This window comes from Tepidiforma flava (assembly GCF_027594505.1).
In the GTDB taxonomy this organism is placed as follows: Bacteria; Chloroflexota; Dehalococcoidia; order Tepidiformales; family Tepidiformaceae; genus Tepidiforma; species Tepidiforma flava.
On sequence record NZ_CP115149.1, the window covers coordinates 1,742,589 to 1,768,684 of the forward strand.

Below are 26,096 nucleotides of genomic sequence, written 5' to 3' on the forward strand. Positions count from 1 at the left end.
GTGCCGGGGCGCGGATATGGGAGCGCGGCCCGCTCGTCGGGCCTGGCGGAGGCGCTCTTGGGCACCCGCCTCCGCTGCCATCCTGCCATTTCTACCTTATCCGACCGTTGACGTTCGCTCCAAGATCCAGAATGTCCCAGAATTCACGAATCAGGTTCAGCCTGTCCCCTATTCCATCCCCGGAGCCCCGCCGTGGCTGCGAGCTCACCCGCTACCACCTCCCCGGCTGACCCCCCGACCGGCACCCGGCCCCGCCTGCGCGACTTCGGCCTCGCCCCGCTCGTCATCCTCTTCATCCTCAACGCCGTCGACGAGCTCGACCGCGCCGTCCTCGCCGTCGCGATGGAAGACATCCGCCGCGACTTCGACCTCGCCGACTGGGCCGTCGGCCTCCTCCCGCTCGCCGTCGTCTTCATCACCGGCGTCATCTCCCTCCCCGCCGGCAACTGGGCCGACCGCTGGCGCCGCGTCTCCATCCTCTCCGGCGGCGCCGTCATCTGGGGCGGCGCCGGCCTCCTCGCCGCTGCCTCGCAAAATTTCGTCCAGCTCTTCCTCACCCGCGCCCTCCTCGGATTCGGCCAGGGCACCATCGTCCCCACCCACGCCAGCCTCCTCTCCGACTACTACCCCGTGAGCGTCCGGGGCCGCGCCCTCGGCTACCACCGCTCCGCCAACCCCCTCGGCCAGGTGCTCGGCGCCATCATCGGCGGCGCCATCGTCGCCGCCGTCGGGTGGCGCTGGGGCTTCGCCGCCGCCGCCCTCCCCGGCCTCCTCCTCGGCATCTACGCCCTCCGCCTCCGCGAACCGCGCCGCGGCGAAGCCGACCTCGTCGCCGCCGCGAAGCAGGACCCCCTCTTCGCCGCCTTCCTCCAGGACCCGCCCGACAAGCTCGGCTTCCGGCAGAGCCTCGGCAAAATCTTCCGCATCCGCTCCCTCCGCCTTCTCATCTTCACCAACGCCGCCTTCGGCTTCTCCCTCTTCGGCGTCACCTTCTGGATCCCCGCCCTCTTCGAGCGCGAGTTCGGCTTCTCCACCACCGCCGCCGGCGGCGCACTCGCGGCGCTCGCCCTCGCCGCGTTCGTCGGCACCTGGTACGGCGGTCCCTTCGCCGACCGCAACGTCGCCCGCGGCTTCCGCTACCTCGGCCGGGTCGGCGTCGTCGCCACCATCATCCTCACCATCACCTGGTCGGTCGCCTTCCTCATGCCGAACGCTGCTCTCTGCCTCCTCTTCCTCTGCCTCGGCGCGCTCGTCGCCTCGCTCGGCACCCCCGGCCTCATCTCCATCGTCGCCGCCGTCTCGCCCCCGCGCATCCGCTCCCAGGCGTTCTCTGCCTTCGGTCTCGCCCTCGCCGTCTTCGGCGCCGCGGCCGCGCCCCTCATCGTCGGCGCGATTTCCGAACTCCTCCAGGCCAGCGCCGGCATGGCCGAAGGCGAAGCCCTCCGCTGGGCGATGCTCTCCGCCACCACGGCCGTGATGGCGCTCGGCACCTGGCTCGCCTACCAGGCCAGCCGCACCTGCGCCGAGGATGCCCAGCGCACCATGGCCGACTTCCTCGCCGATTACCAGCGCCGCGCCGCCGAGGCCGCCGGCCGGGCCTGAGCTCCTACGACCCCGGCAGGAACGGGTTCGGCACCGCAGCCATCCCGAAATCCTCCGCCACCGGCCCCGCGATGAGCGCGCCGCCGTATGTGCTCAGCGCCTCCGCCAGCGCCCGGTCCCGCCGCAGCGCCCCCTCGATGCCGTAATCCGCCAGCGCCTCCACATACGGCAGCGTCGCGCTCGTCAGCGCCTGCGTGCTCGTCTGCGGCACCGCCCCCGGCATGTTCGTCACGCAGTAGTGCACCACCCCCTCCTCCACGTACGTCGGCGCGCTGTGCGAGGTCGGCCGGCTCGTCTCCGATGCCCCGCCCTGGTCGATCGACACGTCCACCAGCACCGCCCCCTCCCCCATCGAGCGCACCATCTGCCGCGTCACCACCTTCGGCGCCGCATGCCCAGGCACCAGCACCGCGAGGATCGCGAGGTCGGCCCCCGCCAGCTCCTCCGCCACCGCCTGCGGCGACGACACCCGCGTGCCAATCCGCCCGCCGAAGTTCTCCTGCAGGTACGCCAGCCGCGAAAGGTCGCGCGACATCACCATCACCCGCGCATCGAGCCCCATCATCACCCGCGCCGCGGCCGTCGCCACCTGCCCCGACCCCACGATGACCACCCGCCCCGGCGGCACCCCCGCCACGCCGCCCAGCAGCTTCCCGCGCCCCGGCCCGGGGTGCTTCAACAGGTGCGCGCCAATCTCCGCAGCCATCCGCCCGGCCACCTGTGACATCGGCGCCAGCAGCGGCAGGCTCCCGTCCGCCTTCCGCACCAGCTCGTACGCCAGCGCCGTCGTCCCCGAAGCCGCCAGCCGCTCCGTCAGCGCCCGGTCCGCCGCGAGGTGGAGGTAGGTGAACAGCGTCAGCCCCGGCCGCAGGTAGCCGTACTCGCTCGGCACCGGCTCCTTCACCTTCACCACGAGGTCGCAGCTCCCCCACACCTCCTCCGCCGTCGGCACGACCCGCGCCCCGGAGGCCGCATACGCCGCGTCGCTGTGCCCGGAGCCCGCCCCGGCGCCCGTCTCCACCAGCACGTCGTGCCCGCGCAGCACGAGGGCGTGCGCCCCTTCCGGCGTCAGCCCGACCCGCAGCTCGCCGTCCTTCCGTTCGCGGACCGTCCCGACACGCATCGGCATCACCTCCTGCGCCCATATCCTGCCACGTCCTGCCGTCCGTCACCCCGATTTCCGGGTTTTCCCGCCCCGTTTGCCACTCCGCGCCGCCGCCTCGCATGCCGATGCCCATGGCGAACCTTCGTCGCCCCGCGGAGACCGCCTCATGAACGCGCAGCGAACCCCTCGAACGCGCGCCCCCTGGCGCACCGCCGTCGGACTCCTCGCCCTCGCCGCCCTCGCCTGGGGCCTCGCGGCCGCCATCCTCGCCGGCTCCACCGGCGCCCGCGCCGAGGTCACCCCCCGGTTCCGCGACGTCGAAACCGTCTTCCTCGTGCCCCACGCCGGCCAGTGGTACACCGTCAAAATCAGCTTCTTCATGTACGACGACGGCTCCGGCAGCTTCGCCCAGGCCGCCGATACTGCCCGCCGCGAAATGCTCGCCCGCTTCCCCGGCGCCTACGAAATCCCGCCCGGCTCGGCCTCCGCCGCCTACGTCACGAGCGGCTTCAAGTGGATGTCGGGCTCCGCCAGCTGGGCCTACAACGGCGACGGCGCCCATCCCGGCGTCGCTGTCCAGGCCCAGTCCGTGATGCAGGCCGCCGCCCAGACCTGGTCCTCCGCCGGCGCGAACTTCCAGTTCACCGGCGGCGGCGCCACCACCGCCGGCACCGGCGCCTGCGGCGGGGGCGGCATGGACGGCCAGAACACCGTCGGCTGGGCACCCCAGAGCGGCTCCGTCCTCGCCGTCACCTGCTCCTGGTTCTCCACCACCGGCAGCCCGTACCGCGCCGCTGTCGAATTCGACATGCAGTTCGACCCCGACTGGAACTGGACCACCGGCTCGCCCGTCTCGGTCGACCTCCAGAGCGTCGCCCTTCACGAATTCGGCCACGCCCTCGGCCTCAACCACTCCAGCGACTTCTCCGCCGTCATGTACGCCTCCTACGCGTCGGGCTCGATGAAGCGCACCCTCACCCAGGACGACCTCGACGGCCTCTACGCGATCTACGGCCAGGTCGGCGGCCCGAGCCCCACCCCGACCAGCACCCCGACGAACACCCCCACCCCGACGCCCACACCCTCCGCTTCCCCGTCCCCGTCGCCATCCCCGAGCCCGTCCCCCACGCCCACGAGCACGCCCACCCCGACCCCCCCGGCGCCGCCCGGCGGCGGCAGCTCCACCCCGCCGCCCACCATGCCGCCGACGGCCACGCCGACGCCCACCCGCACGCCGACGCCGCCTGTCGCGGGCAGCCCCTCCGCGACCCCCACGCCCACCTTCACGCCGACCCCGACGCGCACCCCCACCCCGCGCCCCTCCGCCACCCCGGTGCCGCCGCCCTCCCTCCCCATCGTGCCCGGCGCGAACCTCCTCGCCTGGCCCGGCGCCGAGCTCCCGCCTGCCGTCGCCCTCGCGGGCGCGCCCGCCATCCGCGCCGTCTACGAATTCGACCCCTGGACGGGCCAGTGGCGGCGGTACGTCGCCGGCGCCCCGGCCTACCTGAACAACCTCCCCATCCTCCGCAAGGGCGCCGTCTACTGGTTCCTCGCCAGCGGCCCGGCCACGATCGCCATCGAGCCCTGACGCCGCGCCCCCGGAGTCGCCCGATGGCCCGCCGCCTGCCCGGCATCCTCGCTGCCCTCGCCGCCCTCCTCGCGCTCGCGCTGCCGGCGAGCGTCGAGCGCAGCGCCGCCGCGCCCGCGCCGTTCACCCTCGACATCGTGGCCGACCGCCCCGGCGGGCCGCCCGTCCTCCTCCAGTTCCTCGTCGCCGCCCGTTCGCCCGCCGAGGCGGAGCGCGCCGTCGCGGCAGCCCTCGCTGCGCTCCCCGTCGCCCCGCGCGAGCCCGCCGCCTCCGCCGCATGGCGCCCCTGGGGCTGGGCCTGGTCCGATGCCGAGCTGCCCGTCCCCGTCGCCTACAACCCCACCGGCGCGCCGCCCGCAGCCGGGCCCCAGGCCGTCATCGCCGGCCTCGATGCGTGGTCGTCGGTCGAAGGCTCCCGCTTCCGTTTCCGCTACGCCGGCATCACCGACCGCACCGCCTCCATCCTCGAGGCCGGCCCCGATGGCGAAAACGTCATCTCGTGGGTCCACCTCCCCTGCGACCGCGGCTGCGTCCTCGGCCTCACCAGCAAGGAAGAGGCCCGCGAAGTCGACATGCTCCTCAACAGCAACCCCAACGCCCTCCGCGAACTCGGCCTCGATGCCGTCCTCGACTGGCGCACCGTTATCCTCCACGAACTCGGCCACATGGCCGGCCTCGAACACTCCTGTCCCGCACCCTGGGGACCCTGCACCCCGGAAGAAATCGCCGCCGTCATGTACTTCCAGTACACGGGCATCAACCGCGCCCTCGCCCCCGATGACCGGGCCGGCATCCGCGCCCTCTACCCGGCTGCCCCCGCCGCCCCGCCTGCCGGCCCCGTCCGCGTTGCCCTGGAACCCGGCTGGAACTTCCTCGTCCTGCCCGGCCTCGAGCCCGCCGCCGCGGCCGCCGATCTCCCCTGCCTCGAGGCCGCCTACGTCTTCGAGGGCCCGTCATGGCGCCGCTGGGCCCGCGCCCTGCCGCCACCGCTCGTCACACTCACCGTCTTTCCCCCCGAGCGGCCGGCCTGGCTCTACGCCGCTTCGTCTTGCTCCGCCGGCCTGCCGCTCCCCTAGCGGTACCGCGACTCATCCAGCACGAGGTACATGAAGTCCCGCTCCTGCACCCGCAGGAAGCGCCCCGGCGAATCCGGCATCGCCTCCATGAACCGCTCGGGCTTCACCGTCCCGTCCGGCTGCGGGAAGAAGAGCGCCGTCAGCACGTACGGGCTGTTGATGTCGAGCTGCATCGCGTACTCCGCGCCCGCTGCCCAGAGCGCCTTCGCCAGCGTCTCCGCGCTCAGCGAATTCCCCGCCGCCACCAGCAGGTGCCCCTCCTTCGTCACGCCGATCGCCGACCGCCAGGTGATGAACTCCGCCGAGTTCACCTGCACGTAGCCCCACGTATCGTTCCCCTCCGCCGTCCGCTTGCTCACCTCGCCCCGGTCCACCAGCAGCACCGCGTTCTGCCGGCAGGCGTCCATCGTCGCCGGGTCCCACGCCAGGTCCCGGCCGTACTCCCCCATCACGAACGTCCCGTCCTTCTTCGTGCACACCGTCGCGAGCCCGTTCCGCAGCCGCTGGAACTCCAGCCCGTGCGCCACCATCCCGAAATTCCCGTGGTCGCCCTTGAAGCCCCCGTTCCAGGCTGCCACCAGCTTCCCGATGTCCTCCTTCGGGATCACGCCCGGCCCCTTCACCCCGCGGCTCCCGCCCGGGTCCACCGTCCCCGCGACCATGTGCAGCCGCACCCGCCGCGAATCCACCAGCAGCACCCCGACGAGCGCGTACGGCCGGGACGGGTCCGGCCGGAAGAAGGTCTTCGCCATCAGCGGGTCCGTCGGCGACGTGCGCGGCAGCCCCGCCGTCGTCCATGCCCCCTCGCCGGGCTCCGGGTTCGGCCGCAGCTGCCGCGTCGCCGGGAACGTCATCGGCACCGGCAGGAACGCGTCCGGGTTCGGCGCCGAATCCAGCCCCCGCTTCCCGGCCCACACCACCACCGTCCGCGGCGGCTCCTTCGCGACATACGCGACCCGCACCTCCTCCGTCGCGAACGGCGTCGTCTCCCCGCCGAGCAGCCGGTACTTCACCTTCTGCACCCGGTCCTCGAGCGCGAAGAACCAGCTTTCCACCCGCGCTGTCCGCTCATCGCCGATCGTCGCCCGCAGCCCGTCGGCCACCTCCGGCGCAATCCGGTCCTTCTCGAGATACGCCGCGCCGGCCGCCGCGGCCATGAGCAGCAGCCCAGCGCCGAGCGCCCGCCGCCACGTCAGCCGGCGGCGCGGAGCCGCCTCGCCGGGCCCGGGGGCAGCCTCATCCGCCGGCGCCTCATCCGGCCCCGGCTCCGCCGCAGTCTGCTTCGCCCCCCGCCGGAACGGCATGCTCCCCAGCACGGCCGCGAGTCTAGCACGCGCCTCCATCACCGCAATCGAAAACGCACATCCCCGGCCAAAGGTTCCCCTAAAGCCCTACACTGGCCCCATGCGCATCCTCGCGATCGACGTCGGCACCGGCACGCAGGACATCCTCCTCTTCGACAGCGCCGGCCCGGTTGAAAACTCGCCCAAGCTCGTCCTCCCGTCGCCGACCGCCATCGCCGCCGCCCGCATCCGCCGCGCCACCGCCGCCTGCCGGCCGCTCCTCATCACCGGCTCCATCGCCGGCGGCGGCCCCTGCGCATGGGCCCTCGAAGACCATCTCCGGGCCGGCCTCCCCGCCTTCGCCACGCCCGATGCCGCCCGTACCTTCGACGACGACCTCGACCGCGTCCGCGCCCTCGGCGTCACTCTCGTCAGCGACGACGAAGCCGTCCGCCTCGATGCCGACCGCGTCATCCTCCGCGACCTCGACCTCGACGCCATCCGCACGGCTCTCGCCGCGTTCGAAGTCCCGGCCGACTTCGACGGCATCGCTGTCGGCTGCCTCGATCACGGCGAAGCGCCGCCCGGCACCTCGGACCGGATCTTCCGCTTCGACCACCTCGCCCGCGTCGTCCGCGGCCGCAACGACCTCCTCGCCTTCGCCATGGCCCCCGAGGGCCTCCCGCCCTACCTCACCCGCGCCCGCGCCATCGCCGCTGCCGCGCAGGCGGATGCCCCCGCCGCCTTCATGGATACCGGCCCGGCTGCCGCCCTCGGCGCCCTCCACGATGAGCGCGTCGCCGCCAGCCCCGAGCGCCTCGTCCTCAACCTCGGCAACATGCACCTCCTCGGCTTCCACCTCCGCGGCCGCACCATCGCATCCCTCTTCGAACACCACACCGGCGAAGTCACCGACGCGCAGGTCGAAACCTTCGCCCGCCGCCTCGCCGACGGCTCCCTCACCAACGATGAAATCTTCGGCTCGAAGGGCCACGGCGCGCTCCACCTCGACCGCTCCCTCGTCGCGCCCGGCCTCCCGCCGGTTGTCGCGGTCACCGGCCCGCAGCGCGGCCGCCTCGCCGGCTCGCCCCTCCGCCCGACGTTCGTCGCGCCCTTCGGCGACATGATGATCGCCGGCTGCTTCGGCCTCCTCCGCGCCTTCGCCGAGGTCCATCCCTGGGCCCGCGATGCCGTCGAAGCCCGCCTCGGCCCCATCGCCGCCTGATTCAGGCGGAGCGCCGCAGCCCGTCCCACCGCACGACGTTCTTCCCGGTCCGCTTCGCGAACAGCAGCAGGTCGTCCGCCCGCCGCAGCACGTCGTCCAGCGATTCGCCCGGCTCCCGCACCGCGCACCCGATGGAGACTGACGACGGCGTATCCCGCTCGACCGCCCGCCGCAGCCGCTCGGCCACCTGCAGCGCCTGCTCGAGGTCCGCTCCCGGCATCGCCACCACGAACTCCTCGCCGCCGTACCGCGCGAGCAGGTCCCCCTCGCGGATGTTCGCCCGCAGCACCCGCGCCACGCGCTCCAGCACCGCGTCGCCGTGCAGGTGCCCGTGCTCGTCGTTCAGCCGCTTGAAGTCGTCGATGTCCATCATCAGCAGCGCGTACCGGAAATCGCCCGCCGCCCGCTGCTCCAGCTGCGCGAGGAAGTGCCGCCGGTTCGGCAGCCCCGTCAGCGGGTCCGTCTCGGCCTGCACCCGCGCCTGCCGCTCTGCTTCCCGCCAGCCCGCCCCGACCTTGTGCGCCAGCGACGCCATCGTTGCCGCGATCAGCAGCATGGTCGCCTGGTCGACCGTGAAGAAGCCCTCGCCGTGCCGCCAGCTGACGATGCCCTGCGCCGCGCCCATGTTCGCGAGGATGAAGGCCGCTGTGCGCGCGTACTCCCACCCGTGCATCCGCCGCGCGTACCCCACCAGCGCGTACAGGTAGACCGCCCAGAACGGCGAGCCCGGGTCGTTCAAAATCACCCACGCCGACGACACGCAGCTCACATCGAGCAGCGGGATGAGCGCCTCGACGGCCGCGATCGGCCGGTGCGTCGCCCGCCGCCGCACCACGTAGGCCACCCGCAAGATGTGGTAGGCCGCAATCCACGCCACCGCTGCCCGGCTCGCCGCCGAGTCGTCCCCGAACCACCCCAGCAGCTCCCCCGCAACGAAGAAGCCCGCGATGACGCCCTGCAGCGCCATCACGTGCATGTCCTGCCGCGCCCGCTCTTCAGCAGGCACCTGCGGGAGCGCCGGGTCGGTCGAACCCATGAGACGCTCTTCCCGTTTCACCTTCTACCGGGAAGTTCGGCGCAGGCTGTCACCGCCGTGAGTGGCGAATCCGTGACGCCCCGGGAACGAACCCTCCAGCACCGCGCATCCGCGCCGATAATCTGACGCTCGCGTCAGCGTCGCGGCGCCCTGCTGTCGCTCCACGCCCGGTCCAGCGCCTCCGCCAGGTGCAGCACCTCGGCGCCCAGCCCCGCCTCACGGACGGCCGCCAGGTACTGGAGGTGGCAGCCCGGGTTCCCCGTCACGATGACCTCCGGCCGTGCTGCCGCGAAGGCGTCCGCCTTCCGCCGCCGCAGCTCGGCCGACATCCCCGGCTGCACCAGCCCGTAGAGCCCGGCCGCCCCGCAGCAGGTGTCCGCGCCCTCGGTCTCGATGAGGTCGCAGCCGGCTGCTGCCAGCAGCGCCCGCGGCTCCCGCCGGATTCCCTGCACGTGCGCGAGGTGGCAGGCGTCCTGGTACGCCGCCCGCACGCGCCACGCCCCGCGCGGCAGCCCTGGCCGCGCGGCGAGCCACTCCGAAAGGTCCCGCACCCGCGCCGCGAAGGCCGCTGCCCGCTCCGCCCAGCCCGGCTCGCCCGCCAGCAGCTGCGGGTACTCCTTCATCGCCGCGCCGCAGCCCGCCGAGTTCACGACGATCGCGCCTTCCGCGCCTTCGAACGCCGCGATGTTCGCCTTCGCCAGCCGCCGCGCGAACGCCAGGTCGCCCTCGTGCGCGTGGAGCGCCCCGCAGCACCCCTGCGCCGGCGGCGCTTCGACCCGGGCACCTGCCCGCGCCAGCACCCGCACCGTCGCCCGGTGCGTCTCCCCAAACAGCTCCCGCATCACGCACCCGGCGAACAGCTGCACCGGCTCGCCCTCCGCCGGGCCGGCGGCTGCCGCCTCCAGCCGCAGCGGCGCCCCCTGGTTCGAAGGCAGCTGCCGCGCCAGCGTCCGCAGCCGACCCGGCAGCAGCCGCTCGGCGATGCCCCGCAGCCGCCACCCCGCGAACCGCCGAACCGGCGCCAGCGCCGCGCCCAGCACCCGCGGCCGGGCGGCCACCTGCCGCAGCGCGAGCCGCCGCAGCCGGAGCGCCAACCGCCCCGCTGCCGGCCGCGCCTGCACCTGCGCCCGCGCATGCTCCTGGATCCGCCCGTACGGCACCCCGCTCGGGCAGACCGCCTCGCACGCCCGGCACTGCAGGCAGAGCGACCAGTGCGCCTGGATCGCCGGCGTCAGGTCCGCCCGTCCATCCGCGATCAGCCGCGCCATCTGGATGCGCCCCCGCGGCGATTCCGTCTCCAGCCCCGTCACGAGGTACGTCGGGCACGCCGTCAGGCAGAGCCCGCAGTGCACGCACCGCGCGAGGTCGGCCGGCGCTGGCGCCTCCGCAGGGTCCGGCCAGCGCGCCCCTGCAGTCGTCTCAGATGCCACCGATGAACCTCCCCCGGCTGAACCGGCCCTCCGGGTCGAACGCCGCCTTCGCCGCCCGCAGCAGGTCGAAGCTCTCCGGCGGCTCGCCCCACGGGTCGACGTCGGCCCGGTACCGGTCCGGCATCCGCTCCGCGACCGCGAATCCGCCGGCCGGGCGCACCAGCCGGCGCACCTCCTCCACGATGCCCCGCAGCTCGCGCGAGGCGACCCCCTCCTGCCGCCGCGCCGCCGCCCGGGCCATCCCCGCCAGCGGCCGCACGACCAGCAGCCCCGGCCGCGCCCGCTCCAGCACCTCCGCCGTGCGGGCGAGCAGCGACCACGGCGCCGTCACCCGCACCGAGAGCACGTCGTCGTCCCGGAATCCGCCGTCGCGCAGCTGCTCGAACCGGCCCGGCGGCCACGGCCGGGCCTCCCTGCCGCCGAGCACCTGCTCCGCCGCCGGCAGCGCCGCCGGGCTGAGCCGCGCCGCCAGCCAGGTCCCATGCCCGTCCTCGACGATGTCCAGCACCTCAGGCCGGGCCCCCGCAGCCGTCAGCCGCGCCGCGAGGTCGAGCCCCGTCCCGATGTCGCCGACCTGCCATTCCACATCGACCGCCTCGCGGACCGGCCAAGTCCGGAGCGTCGCCGCCACGATGATGCCGAGGCTCCCGAACGACCCGCACAGCAGCCGCGAGAGGTCGAACCCCGCGACGTTCTTCACCACGCGGCCGCCCGCCCGCACGACGTCGCCGTCCGCCCGGATGAAGGTGAGCCCCAGCACCTGGTCCCGCGGCGCGCCGTACCGGCCCCGCTGCGGCCCGGCCATCGCCGCCGCCAGCGTCCCGCCGACGGTCGCCCGCGACGGGAGCGGCGGGTCCAGCTTCAGCTCCTGGCCCCGCGCTCGCAGCACGGCGTTCGCCGCGTCGACCGTCATGCCGGCCGGCACCGTCGCCGTCAGGTCGTCCGGCTGGTGCTCCACGGCCCCGCCCAGCGCGTCGCGCACGTCCACCAGCCGGAACGGCCCCGCCGGCGCATACCCGAGGCCGAGCACCGTCCCCCCGCCGACGGGCACCAGCGTCTCCCGGCTCCCCCGGACGAGCGCCGCCAGCTCCGCGAGGCTTCCCGGCCGCTCCACGCTGACCGGCGCTGCCCCGGCCACCACCACGCCCGCCTCAGACATACGCATCCGGCCCAGCCGCGCGCACCGCTGCCGCGCGCGAACCCATCTCCCCGCATCCGGTGCCGCCCGGGAACACCTTGCACGGGTTGAACAGCCCGCCGTCGGCGCCGAACACCTCCCGCAGCCGCGCCATCGTCGCGAGGTCTTCCTTGCCGAACAGCCACGGCATGAACTCCCGTTTCTCCGCTCCGATGCCGTGCTCGCCGCTCAGCGTCCCGCCTTCCTCCACGCACACCCGCATGACCTCCGCCGCCGTCGCCAGCACCCGTTCCCCCGCGCCCGGCTCCCGCTCGTCGAACAGGATGAGCGGGTGCAGGTTCCCATCCCCCGCGTGGAACACGTTCGCAATCCGCAGCCCCGACCGCGCGGAAACCGCCGCCACCCGCTCCATCACCGCTGCCAGCCGCGACCGCGGCACCACGCCGTCGACGATGTAGTAGTTCGGCGCCAGCCGCCCCAGCGCCGGGATGGCCCCCTTCCGCCCCTTCCAGAGCAGCGCCCGCTCCTCCTCGCTCGCCGCCACCCGCACCTCCGTTGCGCCCCGCTCGAGGCACTCGGCCCGCACGCGCGCCGACTCGGCCTGGACTTCGCCCTCCAGGCCATCGAGCTCGACCAGCAGCACCGCGCCCGCTCCCTCCGGGTAGCCCACCCGGAAGCCCGCCTCCACGGCTTCGATGCACAGGCGGTCCATCATCTCCATCGCCGACGGGATGATGCCCCGCGCGATGATGCTCGACACCGCCTCGCACGCCTGCGCCACCTCCGGGAACGCCGCGAGCAGCGTGACCACTGCCGGCGGCACCGGCAGCAGCCGCACCGCCACCTTCGTCGCGATCCCCAGCGTCCCCTCGCTCCCGATGAACGCCCCGCGCAGGTCGAACCCGAACGGGTCCGGCGACCGGCCGCCCAGCCAGCGGATATCGCCCCCCGCCGTCACGACCTCGATGCCGAGCACGAAGTTTTGCGTCACCCCCAGCGCGAGGCAGTGCGGCCCGCCGGCGTTCTCCGCCACGTTCCCGCCGATGGTGCAGGCGGCCTGCGAACTTGGGTCCGGCGGGTAGAACAGCCCGTACCGCGCCGCCTGCCGCGAAAGCTCCAGGTTCGCCACCCCCGGCTCCACGACGGCCACCCGGTCGGCCGGGTCGATCTCGATGATGCGCCGCATACGCGCCGTCGAGATGACGACGCCCCGCCGCAGCGGCACCGCGCCGCCGCTCAGCCCCGTCCCTGCGCCGCGCGGCGTGATCGGCACCCCGAGGTCGAGACACGCCCGCACCGCAGCCCGCACCTCCTCCGCCGTCGAGGGCAGCACCACCGCGTGCGGCACTGCCCGCTCCACCGTCCCGTCGAACTCGTACGCCGCGAGGTCCTCCGGCCGCCACACCACGGCCCCGTCGCCGACGGCCCGCCGCAGGGCCGCCAGCAGCTCACGCCTCGTCGTCATCGCCGGCCTCAGCTGATGCGCGGCATGCGCGGCACAGCCCGAACACCGCGAAATGGTGCATGTCGGCCTCGAACCCCAGCTCCCGCAGCAGCCGCTCCTCCAGCGGCCGGAAGTACTCCGGCCCGATCTCGTCCACGTTGCCGCAGGCCGAGCAGATCAGGTGGTGGTGCGGCGCCTCCGGCGCCCATTCGAACAGCACATCGCCCGACCCCATGTCGGTCGACGTCACCAGCCGCATCCGCTTCAGCACGTCCAGCGTCCGGTACACGGTGCTCAAGTCCACGTAGGGGTGCACCTTGTGCACCTCCTCCGCGATCTCGGCCGCGCTCATGTGCCGGCCGCCGTGCCGGAGCGCCTGCACGATGAGCAGCCGCTGCGGCGTCAGCCGATACCCCGCCCGCCGGAGCGTCTCCGCGATGTCGTTCTCACAGCTCACGTCCGCAGTCTACGGCCGACCCCGCCCCCGCGCATGCCTGCCGAAACCGGGCTCAGCTGTCGAACTTTCCCCCATGCCGTCGCTCGAAGACCTCGACGCTGCCTGGGTGGCAGCGGCCCGGCAGCGGGCCGCTGCCGGCGCCTGGGAGCGCGCCCCGGGCGAGGTCTTCGCCGCCCTCGCTGAAGCGCCGCGCGCAGCGCGCCCCGCGGGCGCCCCGGCCTGCCCGTCCTGCCCCGGCCGCCCGCCGCTCACCCCCTACCGCCGTGCCGGGAGCCCGGCGGCCCCGCCCATCCAGTGCTGCGATGCGTGTCACGGCGCCTGGGTGCCCGATGCCGCTCTCGCCGCCGGCCTCGACCTCGCCGAGCTTCCCGCCGGCGCGCCCGGCCGCGAAGCTGGCCCCCTGCCCGCCGCCGACATCCCCGCAAGCCGCCCCTGCCCCTCCTGCACCCGCCCCATGGAGCCGCTCCCGGCAGGCCCGGCCGCGCTCGACCGCTGTCCCGGCTGCCGCGCGACCTGGTTCGATACCGGCGAACTCGCCCGCGTGTTCGGCATCCAGTCCGCGCCGCCCGGCCCGCCCGGCGGTGATGTCGACGCCGCAAACGCGCCCGCCGCCGCATGGCAGATCGCGCTCGACCTCGCGATGACCCTGCTCCTGCCGGCCGGGCTCCGCTCGCTCCGCGGCCGCTAGGCTGCGCCCTCCCCGGCAGCCTCCTCAGCGGTGCGCTCGACCAGCACGCGGACGCCGCTCGCTTCTCCCAGCTCCCGCGCCCCTGCCGTTATCGCATACCCGAACACCGCCCCCTCGGCTCCTGGCCACACGCGCCCGAGCAGCGCGGCCCGCCGCGCGGCCCGCTCCACGTCTCCCCGGTCGACGACCTTCGACGCCTCGACGACGACGACCCGCTCGCTCGCCTCCCCGCGGCGCGGCGTCGCCCGCACCACCACGTCTGCCCGCAGCACGTCCTGGTACTCCTCTTCGCTCAGCACTCCCGCCTCGATCGCCGCGTCGACCTCCGGCGAGTCGTAGACGAGCACTTTGCGCGCCTTGCGGTACCGCGTTCCCAGGTATTTTCCGGGGTCGTCCCAAAGACGGCCTTTCATGAGCCACTCAGCGGAATCCCACACCGACGGTCCCGCCCTCAGCTCCAAATCGCCCGGTCCACCCGCTCCCATTCCGCCGCCACGATGATCTCGCGGGCACGCTCCCGCAGCTCCGGGTCCTTCCGGAGCAGCTCGAGGAACTCCTCGACCGTGGCCCGCGTCACGTCCATCGCTGCCATCATAGCAGCCCGCTATGTCCCGGCTCGCGTCCCGGCCGCGAGGATGCGCTTGAACGTGTACAGGTAGGGCGCCCCATCCCCGAGTTCGGCCAGCAGCCGCTCCCGGTACCGTTCGAGGTACGCCCCGTACAGCTCGGGACCGAGCCGCCGCTCGTAGTCGGTCAGCAGCGTCCCGCGCACCCACTCCACGGTGTCCCCCGTGGAGGCAAGGCGGTGCGCGTACACCTGCAGCCGCACGTGCACCCGCTCGAACCCCAGCCCATCCAGCAGCTCCGCGTACCGCTCCGGGGGCAGCACCGGCCACTCCCGCACGTAGCCGCTCATCGCCGTGGCGAACGGCTCCTCGCGCGCAACCTCGTGCGCGACCGTGTGCGACGGGTGGTCCGCATTCGCCGGCACCTGGAACGCCAGCTGCCCGCCCGGCGCGATCCACCGCGCGATGCGGGCCAGCAGCCGCTCGTGGTCGGGCAGCCACTGCAGCGCCGCGTTCGATAACACGAGGTCGAACGGCCCCGCCGGCGCGAACGCCGCGATATCCGCCAGCTCGAACCGGAGCCCGCCCCCCGCGAACCCCGCCGCCCGCGCCAGCATCGCCGGCGAGCTGTCGATGCCCAGCGTTTCCGCCGCCCGCGACCGCTCGTGCAGCGCCCGCGTCAGCTCGCCCGTCCCGCAGCCGAGGTCGATGACGCGGCCGCCGGGCACCGGCCGCGTCAGCTCCAGCAGGTCGAAGAACGGCTGGCTCCGCTCGTTCCGGAATCGTTCGTACCGGTCCGGGTTCCAGTCAGCGCTCACGGGGCACCTCTGCGCGCGGTGTGCCCTTTCCGCCCGGAGCGCGCCCCGCGACTCCCTCGCCGGGCCGTTGGGCCCGGGGCGCTCCTCCAGTCTACCCGGCCCTACTTGATGACGCCGGCCGCCCGCAGCTCCCCAATCTCGTCAGCGCTCAGCCCAATCCACCGCGCCAGCACGTCATCCGTGTCTCCGCCGTGCTCCGGCATCGGATTCCCCACCACCGTCGGCGTCTTCGAAAGGTGGATTGGCGAATTCGGCAGCTTCAGCGACCCCGGCAGCCCGTACGGCAGCGGGATGTCCACCAGCATCCCCCGCGCCGCCACGTGCGGGTCGTCGAACAGGTCCGCGATGCTGTTCACCTTCCCGATCGAGCAGACGTTCGCCGGCTCCAGCACGGCGAACCACTCGTCCGTCGTCTTCTCCCGGAGCGCCGCGTTCAGCTCCCGCTCCAGCTCTTCCACGTGCTCCAGCCGCCCCCGGTTCGTCGCGAACCGCTCGTCGACCGCGAGGTCATCCCGCCCGATGAGCGCGCAGAACAGCTCCCACTCCTTCACGTTCGCGATGACGATCCAGCCGTCCTTCGTCTCGAACGGCCCGAACGGCGCCACCAGCGGGTGCCGGCTCCCCTGCCGCGTCGGCGCCTCCCCGAACGCCGAGTGCCGCACGATGGCGTTCTCGCAGAGCGCCATCTGCGCCTCCATCAGTGCCACGTCCAGCAGCTGCCCCTCCCCCGTCACGTCCCGCGCCCGCAGCGCCGCGAGGATGCCCAGCGCGAGGTACAGCCCGCCCACCATGTCGCCGATACTCACCCCCACCCGCAGCGGCGGCCCGTCGCGGTAGCCGTTCAGGCTCATCGTGCCGCCCATCGCCTGCGCCACCGCGTCCACCGCCGGCAGATGGCTGTACGGCCCCGTTTGCCCGAACCCGCTCAGCGCCGCGTAGATGAGGCGCGGGTTCACCTCCCGCAGCGCCGCGTACCCCAGCCCCAGCCGGTCCATCGTCCCCGGCCGGAAGTTCTCCACCAGCACATCCGCCTGCCCCGCCAGCCGGCGGATGACCTCCTTCCCCGCCTCCGTCTTCAGGTCGACCGCGATGCCCTTCTTCCCGCGGTTCGGGCTGAAGAAGAACGTCGAGATGCCCTCGTAGTACGGCCCGAACCCCCGCTCCTTCTCGTGCGTCTGCGGATGCTCCACCATCACCACCTCCGCCCCCATGTCCGCGAGCTGCATCGTCGCGAACGGCCCTGCCAGCGCCCACGTGAAATCCAGCACCCGGATGCCTTCCAGCGGGCCCCGCACGCTGCTCACCTCCCTTCGAACCGCGGCGGCCGCTTCTCCGCGAACGCACGCCCGCCTTCCGCGGCGTCCCGCGTCTGCATGATCTCGGCGTACAGCCGCGCTTCCAGCCGCATCCCCTCGCGGAACGGCAGCTCCCAGCCGCCTTCGTACGCTGCCCGCTTCATCGCCTGCAGCGCCAGCGGCGCGTTCTCGCACAGCTTCGCCGCCCAGCCCATCGCAAACTCCAGCAGCTCGCCCTGCGGAACGACCCGGTTCACCAGCCCGTACCGCAGCGCGTCCTCCGCACTGATCCGCTCCGCGAACAGGATCATCTCCATCGCAATCCCGAACGGGATGTACCGCGCCAGCCGCTGCGTCTGCCCGCCGCCCGCCACGATGCCCCGCTTCGCCGCCATCGTCCCGAACGTCGCGTTCGGACTCGCCACCCGCACGTCGCAGCCCAGCGCCAGCGCCAGCCCCGCCGCGAGGCAATGCCCATTGATCGCCGCGATGACCGGTTTCCAGATGCCCTCCGGCGTGAGCCGCCCGCCGCCCCGCTGCTGGCTCCAGTCGTTCGCCTCATCCTCCGCGCTCTTCACGAGGTCCCGCCCCGCGCAGAACGCCCTCTCCCCCGCGCCCGTCACCACCGCCACCAGCAGCTCGTCGTCCCGCTCGAACTCGTCCCACGCTTCGCCCAGCTGGCGGTACATCTCCGGGTCGATGCTGTTCATCGCCTCGGGGCGGTCGAGCGTGATCAGGAGGGTGCGCTGGCGGCGTTCGGTGCGGACCGGCATGGCGCCGATCCTACGCCCCCGGCGCCGTCCGTTCCTCCCCCGCGCTCACCGGGTCATCGCCCTCGCCCAGCGCCGCCAGCACGCGCGCCTTTGCCGCAACGAAGGCCGCCTCCGTGACGATCCCCGGCTCCCGCGGCCGCGCAAACGGCGCTGCGATGGCATCCACGATGCGGCCGGGCCGCGGCGACATCACGACCACCCGGTCCGCCAGCACCAGCGCTTCCTCGACGTCGTGCGTCACCAGCAGCACCGTCCGCGGCTCGATCGCCAGCACCTCCTGCAGCCACGCGTGCATCCCCCGCCGCGTAATCGCATCCAGCGCCCCGAACGGCTCATCCAGCAGCAGCACCCGCGACGGCACGAGGAACGTCCGCAGCAGCGCGAGCCGCTGCCGCATCCCGCCGCTCATCTGCGCCGGCCACGCCTGTTCGAACCCCTCCAGCCCGAACACCCCGAAGAGCGCCCGCGCGCGCGCCCGCGCCTCCTTCCGCGGCACGCCGTGCACCTCCAGGCCGAGCGCCGCGTTCGCCAGCGCCCGCCGCCACGGCAGCAGCAAATCCTTCTGCGGCATGAACGCCACGAGCCCCGGCCGCCCGACCGCCGACACCCCGCCCACCTCCGCGGTTCCCCCGGTGGGGACGAGCAGCCCGGCCAGCACCCGCAGCAGGGTGCTCTTGCCGCAGCCGCTCGGCCCCACCAGCGCAACGAACTCCCCCTCGCCGACCTCCAGGTCGACCCCATCGACTGCCCGCACCTCCCGCCCCTTCTGGCGGAAGGTGTGCTCCAGCCCCTCGACCCGGATCGCCGGCGCGCTCATCGCCCGATTACCGTTTCGGCAGGAAGTCGTTCGTGAACGCCGCGTCCACGTCGATCTCCTTGTCGATGAGACCGGCCCGGCGCAGGTACTCCGTGAACGTCACCCACACCTCGCGGTCCTGCAGCCCCCACGGCCGGCCCGGGTCCACGTACCGCGTCGAGAGATACTCCGCGCTCACCTCCAGCAGCCGCCGGTCGGATTCCGGCGCGCCTTTCATGATCGCGTCCGCCGCCGCCTGCGGGTCCTGCATCGCCACCTCGTAGCCGCGCACCGTCGCCTCCATGAACTTCCGCACGACGTCCGGCTTCTCCTTGATGAGCTGCTCGCTCGTCACGATGAGCGGCGTGTACCAGTCCGGGATGCAGTGCGTGTAGTCGATGAACTTCAGGCTCCCGACGTCCTTCTTCTCCACCTCCCGCGCCCGCAGCACGTCCCAAAACTCGAACACCCAGACGAAATCGAACCGGTTCGACTCCATCCCCGCCAGGTAGTCGACGTTCCCGACCTCCACGAACTTCACCTTGGAGGGGTCGCCGCCGTCACATTTCACCAGCTCCGAAATCAGCTGGCGCTCCAGCACGCCGCCGAAGCCCCCGTAGGTCTTCCCCTCGAGGTCGCGCGGCCGCGTAATCCCTTCGCTCTTCAGGAAGTACAGCGACGAGTCGTTGTGCTGGATCAGCGCCGCCAGCGCCACCACTGGCACCCCCTCCGCGCGCGCCGGGATGATCTCCTCCTGCGCCATCACCCCGAAATCCGCTTTCCCGGCGGCCAGCACCTGCGCGGTGCCGCCCGCGGCCGGCTCGATGATCTTCACATCGAGCCCTGCCTCCCGGTACCAGCCGCGCTCCAGCGCGATGTACACCCCGCTGTGGTACGTGTTCGGCGTCCAGTTCAGCATGAACGTCACGGGCGTCAGCCCGCCGCCCCCGTCATCATCGTCGTCCCCGCCGCAGGCGCTCATCAGCGCGCCCGCGAACAGCGCCGCGGCGAGCCCCGCCGCAAGCAGCAGCCAGCGTTTCATCTCGTTTCCTCCTCTGTTCTGACGTACATCCACGGCGTCGCCAGCCGCGCCAGCACGTGCACCGCCGCGAACAGCAGCATGCTCAGCAGCGCGATCAGCACCACCGCGACGAACACCCGGTCCACCCGGAACGACGTCTGCGCCCGGGTGATGTAGAGCCCCAGCCCGGAGCTCGCGCCAATCCACTCCCCCACCACCGCCCCGCCCACCGCGTAGGCGGCGGCGATCTTCAGCCCCGAAAAGAACGCGGGCAGCGCCGCCGGCACCGCGATGTACCGCAGCACCTGCAGCCGGTTCGCGCCCATCGACCGCACCAGCCCCACCATCTCCCGGTCCGCGTGCATCAGCCCGTCGGCCGTCGCAACCGCCACCGGGAAGAAGCCCCAGAGCGCCACCACCACCACCTTCGGCGTCATCCCGAAGCCGAACCACACGATGAGAAGCGGCGCCAGCACCACCATCGGGATGGTTTGCGACACCACCAGCAGCGGCATCAGCACCCGCCGCACCAGCGGAATCCCCGCCACCAGGACCGCGATCGTCACCCCGGCCGCCGCGCCAAACCCCAGCCCCAGCACCGCCTCCGCCAGCGTCGTCCGGATGTGCTCCGGCAGCAGGTGCTTCGTCTCCCAGAAGCCCTGCCAGATGCGCGAGGGCGCCGGCAGGATGTACGGCCGGGTGTCGAACACCCGCACCCAGGCCTCCCACCCCGCCACGAGCAGCGCCAGCAGCACCGCCGACGGCCCGTAGGCCGCGGCCAGCCGCCGCGCGCCGGCTGCGCTCCCCAGCGCCAGCTTCACGACCCGCCGTCCCGGAACTTCGCCGTCAGCGAGGCCATCGTCGGCGGATTCGGCAGCCGGCTCTGCGAAAATTTCACGAACGTGAGCACGCTCTCCGCCCCGGCTGCGAGGCAGGCCTCGTGCGCCTCCCGCACCACCCGCCACACCTCATCCGGCTCGCCCTCGAACGTCGTCCCCAGCGCCGAGACCTCGTAGTTCAGGCCGGAGGCCTGGATCACCCGGATCGCCGCCTCCACGAACGAGTACGGCGCCCCCGGCTCCCCCGCGGGACGCGGCAGGCATTCGATTTCGACGATCATGCAGCGGCTCCTCTCCGCTGCCCGGTCCGAAAGGGTGCCCGCTCCCGGCCCCGCTTCCCCTGCTGCACCGCAAACGAAAACGGAGCCCGGGAAAGCCGGACTCCGTGCCTCCTGCGCATCCGCGCGGCGCTCGGCCTCCGTTTCGCTTTCCCTACGCACGTCCGAACGTGGTCAGGTTCAAGGGGTCTGATCTCAGCCCGTTCCCGGGCACCCCCAGCGAACACGAACAGCGCGTCTTGAATTGTCCCCTCAAGCCTAGCCCGGCCCCGCCGCCCCCGCAACCCCCGGCCCCGCCGCCCCCGCAACCCCCGGCCCCGCCGCCCCCGCAACCCCCGGCCCCGCCGCCCCTGTTCCATACCTGTCACCCGCCCGTTCCCGGGAGCTACCCCCTGTCGACCGCCGCCCGCCTGTTCACCGCCGATAATCCAACCGACAACCATTCGCCGCACCGGCGAACGAAAGGCCTCCGTTGAACCGCATCTGGCGCCGCTGGATTCGCCCCCGCCTCGCTGCACCCCCCGGCGAACCCCGCCGCGTGACTGCCGCCCGCCGCGCCGCCATCGCCCTCGGCCTCATCCTCCTCGTCGCCGAATTCGCCGTCGCGCTGCAATACTCCGGCACCGTCGGCGCCATCCTCATCGCCTCCACCGCCGGCCTCGCCGCCTTCGTCTACCGCGGGCTCCAGGCCCTCGCGACCGCCTCGGTCCAGGCCGAAGACCCCGACGCCCACCGCCACCTCGTCGACCCCGAAACCCGCCTCCCCAACCGCCAGCAGCTCATCGATACCCTCGCCCGCGACATCGCCCGAGCCGAGCGCTACCGCCACCCCGTCACCCTCGCCGTCGTCCGCATCGCCCAGTACGAGGACATCCGCACCGCGTGGGGCGCCGGCACCGCCCGCCAGGCCGTCGAACACGTCGCCGAGACGCTCGTCCGCATCACCCGCGCCAGCGACTTCGTCGCCCGCCTCGATGAAACCCGCTTCGCCGTCATCCTCCTCCAGTGCACCGGCGCCCAGGCCGCCGCCTACACCGACCGCGTCACCCTCGCCGTCTCCAACCGCCCCGTCCGCTCGAGCGCCCACCTCAAGGTGCCCCTCTACGTCGGCGTCGAAGTCACCGCCCTCGAATACGACGCCGCGCGCTTCCGCGGCCCCCTCGAATTCCTCTCCCAGGCCGGCGGCGACCTCATCCTCCAGGCCGTCCGCCCGCCGCGCGCCCAGCGCTCCGCCCTCGCCCACGACCCCCGCGCCATGCGCCAGCAGCTCGTCCGCGACTACTACCCCGACGGCGACGTGAAAGACTTCGCCGAGGCCTACCGCGAGGCCCGCTCCCGCAGCCGCCACGCCGGCTGAAGCAGGCCGCCGCGCACCCCGCCCGCGCCTCATCGACGCCAGCAACACGGGGGAGCCGGCCGGCTCCCCCATGCCCGTTCACCCGAACGGCGCTGCGCGCGGGCGTCAGCCCTGCTTCTGCGCCGCCTTCTCCGCGAGGTACGCCTTCAGCGTCTGGCCCGTCCGCCACATCGGCTCCGCGCCCTCGAGGCTGCAGATCTTCTCCCAGTTCGCCTGGACCCACTCGGCGTCCTTCAGCTCGCCCAGGCCCGGCTGGATGCCCGGCCCCTTCACGATGGCCGCCCGGTTGAAGTTGCCCGCGCCCGCCTCGATGATCAGGCCGCTGTCCTGGCACTCCTTCGAGACCATGTAGACGACCGCCGGCACCACGTACTCCGGCTTCAGCCGCTCCACCATCTCCGGCGGCATCACCGTCTGCGTCAGCCGCGTGCCCGCCACCGGCGCGATCGTGTTCACCATCACGTTGTACTTCGCGCCTTCCTGCTTCAGCACGTTCATCAGGCCCAGCATCGCCGTCTTCGCCGCGCCGTAGTTCGCCTGGCCGAACTGGCCGTAGATGCCCGACGACGACGTCGTGAGCACCACCCGGCCGTACGCCTGCTGGCGGAACACCGGCCACGCATGCCGCAGCACGGAGAACGACCCCTTCACGTGCACCGCGAAGACCTTGTCCCAGTCGTCCTCGCTCATGTTGTGGAACGCCACATCCCGCAGGATGCCCGCGTTGCAGATCACGATGTCCAGGCGGCCGAAGTTGTCCAGCGCCGTCTTCACGATGTTGTAGCCGCCTTCGTAGGTCGCCACGCTGTCGAAGTTCGGCACCGCCTGGCCGCCCGCCGCGATGATCTCATCGCACACCTTCCGCGCCGGCGCCGCATCCGCGCCCTGGCCGTGCGGGTCGCCGCCCAGGTCGTTCACCACCACTTTCGCGCCGCGCCGCGCGAGGTCCAGCGCATACGCCCGGCCGAGCCCGGCGCCCGCGCCGGTCACGACCGCGACCTGACCTTCGAACGAAATTGCCATCGGAATCCTCTCAGTTCATGCAGGTTTTCGGGCGCAGCGGCAAGCAGCAGGGGCAGCCCCGGCCCGTCTCAACCGCGCAGGTTACCAGCATTCGGTCCTTCGTACCCGGCCGGCAGGGCTGGCGCCCGGTCCACCATCTGCGCGAACCATGCTTCGGTGCTCGCCACCCGCCACGCCAGCACGTCGTCCCCACCCGCCTCGAAGGCCTCGGCCACCGCCCGCACCGCCTCGGCATCGAACACGTCCCGCCGCTTCGCCGCCGCCTCGAGGTGCTGCCGGATCCAGCCCCGGAGCGGCCCCCGCGCCCAGCTCCGCTGCGGCGGCGCATACGCCAGCTTGTCCCGCCGCTTCAGCACCGGGTCCGGCACGATCCCCTCCATCGCGCGCCGCAGGATCGCCTTCGTCGTCGCCCCCTCCAGCAGCCATTCCGGCCGCAGCCCGGCGCAAAACTCCGCCAGCCGGTGGTCGAGGAACGGCAGCCGCACCTCCCGGCTGAAGGCCATGCTGTTCCGGTCCGCATACCGCAGGAACTCCGGCAGCTGCGTCGTCAGCTGCCACCGCACCAGCTCGTTCCGCAGCCGGTCCCGGAACGGGGCAATCGTCGCCGCGTGCGCCGGCGCATACCGGTCGTGCACCTCCCGCGCGAGGATCGCCCCCGAACCGAAGTACCGCTCCGCCAGCCGGTCGCGCACCGGCGCCGGCAGCAGGTAGTACGCCCCGAACAGCGCCGGCTCCCGCAGCGACCCGTACCGCCGCCACGAGCTCCACAGCAGCCGCCCCGCCCGGTCCACCCGCCCCGTTCGCAGCCAGTGCGCGAAGAACATCCCCAGCGCCTGCGTATACCCCCCCAGCAGCTCGTCCGCCCCCTGCCCGTCCAGCAGCACCGTCGTCCCGTGCTCCCGCGCCAGCCGCATCACCATCCACTGCGCGAACGGGCTCGTGCTCGCGATCGGCTCCTCCTGGTGGTACTGCAGCGCCGCGAACTCCGCCTCGAACGCTTCCGGCGCAACCCACGTATCGTGACGCCGCGCCTCGCACCGCGCCGTCACCAGGTCGATGAACCGCCCCTCATCGTGCGCCGAAGAAGCAAACCGCGCGCTGAACGTGTGCTGCTCCCCCAGCCCCGCCGCCTCCCTCTGCGCATGGATCGCGCACACGATGCTCGACGAGTCGATGCCCCCGCTCAGCGAACTTCCCACCGGCACATCGCTCCGCAGCCGCAGCCGCACCGCATCGAAAAACAGCGCCCGGAACGCCTCGACCGCCTCCTCGTGCCGCCGCGGCGTCTCCGCAGCGCGCGGGCGCCAGTACCGTTTCGGCGTCCCCCGCCCTTCCGCGTCCAGCACCAGGAAATGGCCCGCCGGCAGGCTCTCGATCCCCGCGTAGAAGCTCTCCGCGTCCTGGTCGAGGTCCCCCCGCGCGATGTACCGGTACACCGCCTTCAGGTTCGGCTCGCGCAGCCCCGGCCGCGCCGCGAGGATCGCCTTCATCTCGCTCGCGAACAGCAGCTCCCGCCCGTTCCGCGCCAGGTAGAGCGGCTTCTCTCCGAACCGGTCCCGCGCCAGGACCAGCTCCCGCCGCCGCTCGTCCCAGATCGCGCACGCGAACATCCCGTTCAGCCGCGCGAACGTCCCCGTCCGCCACTCCGCGAACGCCCGCAGCAGCACCTCCGTGTCCCCCTGCGAACGGAACCGGTGGCCCAGCCCCTCCAGCTCCCGCCGCAGCTCCACGTAGTTGTAAATCTCCCCGTTGAAGACCAGCACCAGCCCCGCCGCCTCGTCCGCGAACGGCTGGTCCGAGGCATGGCTCAGGTCGATGATCGCCAGCCGCGTATGCCCAAACCCGATCCCCGGGCCGAAATAGCTCCCCTCACCGTCCGGCCCCCGGTGGCGCAGCGTCGCCGCCATCGCGAGCACCTCCTCGCGCGGCACCTCGCCTCCGCGGGCAACCAGCATGCCGGCAATCCCGCACATCCCGGGCGGCCTCCATCGCGCCGTTCCCCGCACCCGGCGCACTCCGTTTGGCCGAATGGTAGCAGCCTTTACTTTTAGGTGAAGTTCGCGGCCCATGAATGAAATCCGCGGCACCCTTCGACAGCGTATACTCCATCCGATGCCCGGGAACATGTGGGACGACGCCGAAGAGCCCGAGGATCTCGACCTCCGCATCCTCCGCGTCGCCGCCGCGCCGCTCGAAAGCCAGCCCGGCACCCTCCGCATTCGCCTCGAAACCACCCGCGGCACCATCGACGGCCTCCTCCACCCCGTCGAAGGCGGAACCGCCGCCCTCGTCTGCGTCGGCGGCGCCATGGGCGGCCTGGACGGCCCCGCCGACCGCCTCTACGCCCGCCTGCCCGCCGTCCTCGAGACTGCCCGCGTCACCGTCCTCCGCCTCGACTACCGCCAGCCCAACGTCTTCGAAGAATGCGTCCTCGATGTCCTGGCCGGCTGCTCCTTCCTCCGCGGCATCGGCGCCGAAGAACTCGCGCTCGTCGGCCACAGCTTCGGCGGCGCCGTCGTCATCAAAGCCGCCGAGCTCCACCCCGCCGTCCGCGGCGTCGTCGCCATGTCGCCCCAGCTCTACGGCACCGCCGACGTCGAAACCCTCGGCCGGCCCCTCCTCCTCATCCACGGCATGGCCGATACCGTCCTCTCCCACGAAGCCAGCGAGGACATCTACCGCCGCGCCCGCGAACCCAAGCGCATCGCCCTCTACGCTGACGCCGGCCACTCCCTCGTCCAGGCCCGCGACGACATCGACCGCCTCCTCGCCGAATGGCTGCCGCCCGCGCTCGCCGGCGCTCCCCTCGAAGGCGGCCGCGAAGAACACGGTATGCTCTAACCCGACAGCACCTGCCCCAAGGGAGGCCCCGATGCGCACCCCGGCCGAAGTCGTCACCGCCTTCATTGCCGAATGGCAAAACCCGAACCCCGACCCCGCCCGCCTCGCCTCCTACTTCACCGAAGACGCCGTCTACCACAACATCCCCGCCGCCCCCGTCGCCGGCCCCCAGGCCATCGCCGCCGTCTTCCAGGGCTTCCTCGCCCAGGTCAGGCCCGCCGGCTGGGAGATCATCCGCCAGGTCGCCGACGGCAACCTCGTCATGAACGAGCGCATCGACCGCTTCGCCGTCGGCGAACGCATCGTCGAACTCCCCGTCGCCGGCTCGTTCGAAGTCCGGGGCGACCGCATCCGCGCGTGGCGCGACTACTTCGATATGAACACCTGGCTCAAAGCCCTCGCCGGCAGCTGACCGGC

At 72.9% G+C, this 26,096-nt stretch carries 26 protein-coding genes and 1 riboswitch; of the genes, 8 read left to right on the plus strand and 18 right to left on the minus strand.

Annotated features, from left to right (window positions below; genetic code table 11):
- Positions 1–192 precede the first annotated feature (192 nt).
- Entirely contained in the window at positions 193–1,602 is a 1,410-nt protein-coding gene (locus O0235_RS09780; RefSeq protein WP_270055603.1) for an MFS transporter, read from the plus strand.
- A gap of 4 nt (positions 1,603–1,606) precedes the next feature.
- On the opposite strand, the gene ald is transcribed toward O0235_RS09780, so the two are convergent.
- Entirely contained in the window at positions 1,607–2,725 is a 1,119-nt protein-coding gene (gene ald / locus O0235_RS09785; RefSeq protein ID WP_373324437.1) for an alanine dehydrogenase, read from the minus strand.
- A gap of 148 nt (positions 2,726–2,873) precedes the next feature.
- On the opposite strand from ald, the gene O0235_RS09790 reads away from it, so the two are divergent.
- Both O0235_RS09790 and O0235_RS09795 read left to right on the plus strand, forming a co-directional pair.
- The gene (locus O0235_RS09790) at positions 2,874–4,295 is read left to right on the plus strand and encodes a matrixin family metalloprotease (protein ID WP_270055605.1); all 1,422 of its coding nucleotides are present in this window, start codon (positions 2,874–2,876) and stop codon (positions 4,293–4,295) included.
- Positions 4,296–4,318: 23 nt separating this feature from the next.
- The gene (locus O0235_RS09795) at positions 4,319–5,371 is read left to right on the plus strand and encodes a matrixin family metalloprotease (RefSeq protein WP_270055606.1); all 1,053 of its coding nucleotides are present in this window, start codon (positions 4,319–4,321) and stop codon (positions 5,369–5,371) included.
- On the opposite strand, the gene O0235_RS09800 is transcribed toward O0235_RS09795, so the two are convergent.
- A complete protein-coding gene (locus O0235_RS09800; protein WP_270055607.1) occupies positions 5,368–6,687 on the minus strand; it encodes a phosphodiester glycosidase family protein in 1,320 nt (439 codons plus the stop codon). The two genes, O0235_RS09795 and O0235_RS09800, sit on opposite strands and share 4 nt — an antisense overlap.
- Positions 6,688–6,775: 88 nt before the next feature.
- Here O0235_RS09800 and O0235_RS09805 point away from each other — a divergent pair, with 88 nt between their 5' ends.
- A complete protein-coding gene (locus O0235_RS09805; protein ID WP_270055608.1) occupies positions 6,776–7,879 on the plus strand; it encodes a DUF1786 family protein in 1,104 nt (367 codons plus the stop codon).
- 1 nt (position 7,880) lies between these two features.
- Here O0235_RS09805 and O0235_RS09810 read toward each other — a convergent pair whose 3' ends face one another.
- The 5 genes from O0235_RS09810 to O0235_RS09830 all read right to left on the minus strand — a co-directional run bounded on the left by O0235_RS09810 (position 7,881) and on the right by O0235_RS09830 (position 13,384).
- Positions 7,881–8,915 carry a GGDEF domain-containing protein gene (locus O0235_RS09810; protein WP_270055609.1) on the minus strand — a complete coding sequence of 345 codons (1,035 nt, stop codon included), beginning with the start codon at positions 8,913–8,915 and terminating at the stop codon, positions 7,881–7,883.
- 134 nt (positions 8,916–9,049) lie between these two features.
- Entirely contained in the window at positions 9,050–10,345 is a 1,296-nt protein-coding gene (locus O0235_RS09815; RefSeq protein WP_270055610.1) for a (Fe-S)-binding protein, read from the minus strand.
- Positions 10,335–11,504 (minus strand): FAD-binding oxidoreductase, encoded by a 1,170-nt coding sequence (locus O0235_RS09820; RefSeq protein WP_270055611.1) that lies wholly within the window; start codon positions 11,502–11,504, stop codon positions 10,335–10,337. Before O0235_RS09820 ends, O0235_RS09815 begins: the two co-directional genes overlap by 11 nt.
- A complete protein-coding gene (locus tag O0235_RS09825) occupies positions 11,497–12,948 on the minus strand; it encodes an FAD-binding oxidoreductase (RefSeq protein WP_270055612.1) in 1,452 nt (483 codons plus the stop codon). The genes O0235_RS09820 and O0235_RS09825 overlap by 8 nt, the downstream gene beginning before the upstream one ends.
- Positions 12,932–13,384 carry a Fur family transcriptional regulator gene (locus O0235_RS09830; protein WP_270055613.1) on the minus strand — a complete coding sequence of 151 codons (453 nt, stop codon included), beginning with the start codon at positions 13,382–13,384 and terminating at the stop codon, positions 12,932–12,934. Before O0235_RS09830 ends, O0235_RS09825 begins: the two co-directional genes overlap by 17 nt.
- A gap of 73 nt (positions 13,385–13,457) precedes the next feature.
- On the opposite strand from O0235_RS09830, the gene O0235_RS09835 reads away from it, so the two are divergent.
- Positions 13,458–14,072 carry a TFIIB-type zinc ribbon-containing protein gene (locus tag O0235_RS09835; RefSeq protein WP_270055614.1) on the plus strand — a complete coding sequence of 205 codons (615 nt, stop codon included), beginning with the start codon at positions 13,458–13,460 and terminating at the stop codon, positions 14,070–14,072.
- Here the strand turns inward: O0235_RS09835 and O0235_RS09840 are convergent.
- The 9 genes from O0235_RS09840 to O0235_RS09880 form a co-directional block, all read right to left on the minus strand.
- Positions 14,069–14,485, minus strand: a complete 417-nt coding sequence (locus O0235_RS09840; protein ID WP_270055615.1) for a hypothetical protein — start codon at positions 14,483–14,485, stop codon at positions 14,069–14,071. The two genes, O0235_RS09835 and O0235_RS09840, sit on opposite strands and share 4 nt — an antisense overlap.
- Before the next feature lie 38 nt (positions 14,486–14,523).
- The gene (locus O0235_RS09845) at positions 14,524–14,655 is read right to left on the minus strand and encodes a hypothetical protein (protein ID WP_270055616.1); all 132 of its coding nucleotides are present in this window, start codon (positions 14,653–14,655) and stop codon (positions 14,524–14,526) included.
- 21 nt (positions 14,656–14,676) lie between these two features.
- Positions 14,677–15,456 carry a methyltransferase domain-containing protein gene (locus O0235_RS09850; RefSeq protein ID WP_270055617.1) on the minus strand — a complete coding sequence of 260 codons (780 nt, stop codon included), beginning with the start codon at positions 15,454–15,456 and terminating at the stop codon, positions 14,677–14,679.
- Between the two features lie 101 nt (positions 15,457–15,557).
- Complete coding sequence (locus O0235_RS09855; protein ID WP_270055618.1) at positions 15,558–16,751, minus strand: CaiB/BaiF CoA transferase family protein; 1,194 nt, start codon at positions 16,749–16,751, stop codon at positions 15,558–15,560.
- A 5-nt stretch (positions 16,752–16,756) separates the two neighbouring features.
- Entirely contained in the window at positions 16,757–17,524 is a 768-nt protein-coding gene (locus O0235_RS09860; protein ID WP_270055619.1) for an enoyl-CoA hydratase/isomerase family protein, read from the minus strand.
- Positions 17,525–17,534: 10 nt separating this feature from the next.
- Positions 17,535–18,341 carry an ABC transporter ATP-binding protein gene (locus tag O0235_RS09865; protein WP_270055620.1) on the minus strand — a complete coding sequence of 269 codons (807 nt, stop codon included), beginning with the start codon at positions 18,339–18,341 and terminating at the stop codon, positions 17,535–17,537.
- 7 nt (positions 18,342–18,348) lie between these two features.
- On the minus strand, positions 18,349–19,362 hold the full coding sequence (locus O0235_RS09870) for an ABC transporter substrate-binding protein (RefSeq protein ID WP_270055621.1): 1,014 nt from the start codon (positions 19,360–19,362) through the stop codon (positions 18,349–18,351).
- Positions 19,359–20,162, minus strand: a complete 804-nt coding sequence (locus O0235_RS09875) for an ABC transporter permease (protein WP_270055622.1) — start codon at positions 20,160–20,162, stop codon at positions 19,359–19,361. The genes O0235_RS09870 and O0235_RS09875 overlap by 4 nt, the downstream gene beginning before the upstream one ends.
- Complete coding sequence (locus O0235_RS09880; protein ID WP_270055623.1) at positions 20,159–20,461, minus strand: thiamine-binding protein; 303 nt, start codon at positions 20,459–20,461, stop codon at positions 20,159–20,161. Before O0235_RS09880 ends, O0235_RS09875 begins: the two co-directional genes overlap by 4 nt.
- Positions 20,462–20,591: 130 nt before the next feature.
- Positions 20,592–20,686, minus strand: a riboswitch (TPP riboswitch).
- Between the two features lie 244 nt (positions 20,687–20,930).
- Here O0235_RS09880 and O0235_RS09885 point away from each other — a divergent pair.
- Positions 20,931–21,815 carry a GGDEF domain-containing protein gene (locus O0235_RS09885; RefSeq protein WP_270055624.1) on the plus strand — a complete coding sequence of 295 codons (885 nt, stop codon included), beginning with the start codon at positions 20,931–20,933 and terminating at the stop codon, positions 21,813–21,815.
- A 105-nt stretch (positions 21,816–21,920) separates the two neighbouring features.
- On the opposite strand, the gene O0235_RS09890 is transcribed toward O0235_RS09885, so the two are convergent.
- Both O0235_RS09890 and asnB read right to left on the minus strand, forming a co-directional pair.
- Positions 21,921–22,838, minus strand: a complete 918-nt coding sequence (locus O0235_RS09890) for an SDR family oxidoreductase (protein ID WP_270055625.1) — start codon at positions 22,836–22,838, stop codon at positions 21,921–21,923.
- 68 nt (positions 22,839–22,906) lie between these two features.
- Positions 22,907–25,057: an asparagine synthase (glutamine-hydrolyzing) gene (gene asnB, locus O0235_RS09895; RefSeq protein WP_308445642.1), complete on the minus strand. Its 2,151-nt coding sequence runs from the start codon at positions 25,055–25,057 to the stop codon at positions 22,907–22,909.
- Between asnB and O0235_RS09900 the strand changes: the two genes are divergently transcribed.
- Together O0235_RS09900 and O0235_RS09905 are read left to right on the plus strand one after the other, a co-directional pair.
- Positions 24,951–25,679, plus strand: coding sequence for an alpha/beta fold hydrolase (locus O0235_RS09900; RefSeq protein ID WP_270055627.1), 729 nt, complete (start codon positions 24,951–24,953; stop codon positions 25,677–25,679). The genes asnB and O0235_RS09900 overlap by 107 nt on opposite strands.
- Before the next feature lie 31 nt (positions 25,680–25,710).
- The gene (locus tag O0235_RS09905) at positions 25,711–26,091 is read left to right on the plus strand and encodes a limonene-1,2-epoxide hydrolase family protein (protein ID WP_270055628.1); all 381 of its coding nucleotides are present in this window, start codon (positions 25,711–25,713) and stop codon (positions 26,089–26,091) included.
- Positions 26,092–26,096: the final 5 nt, after the last annotated feature.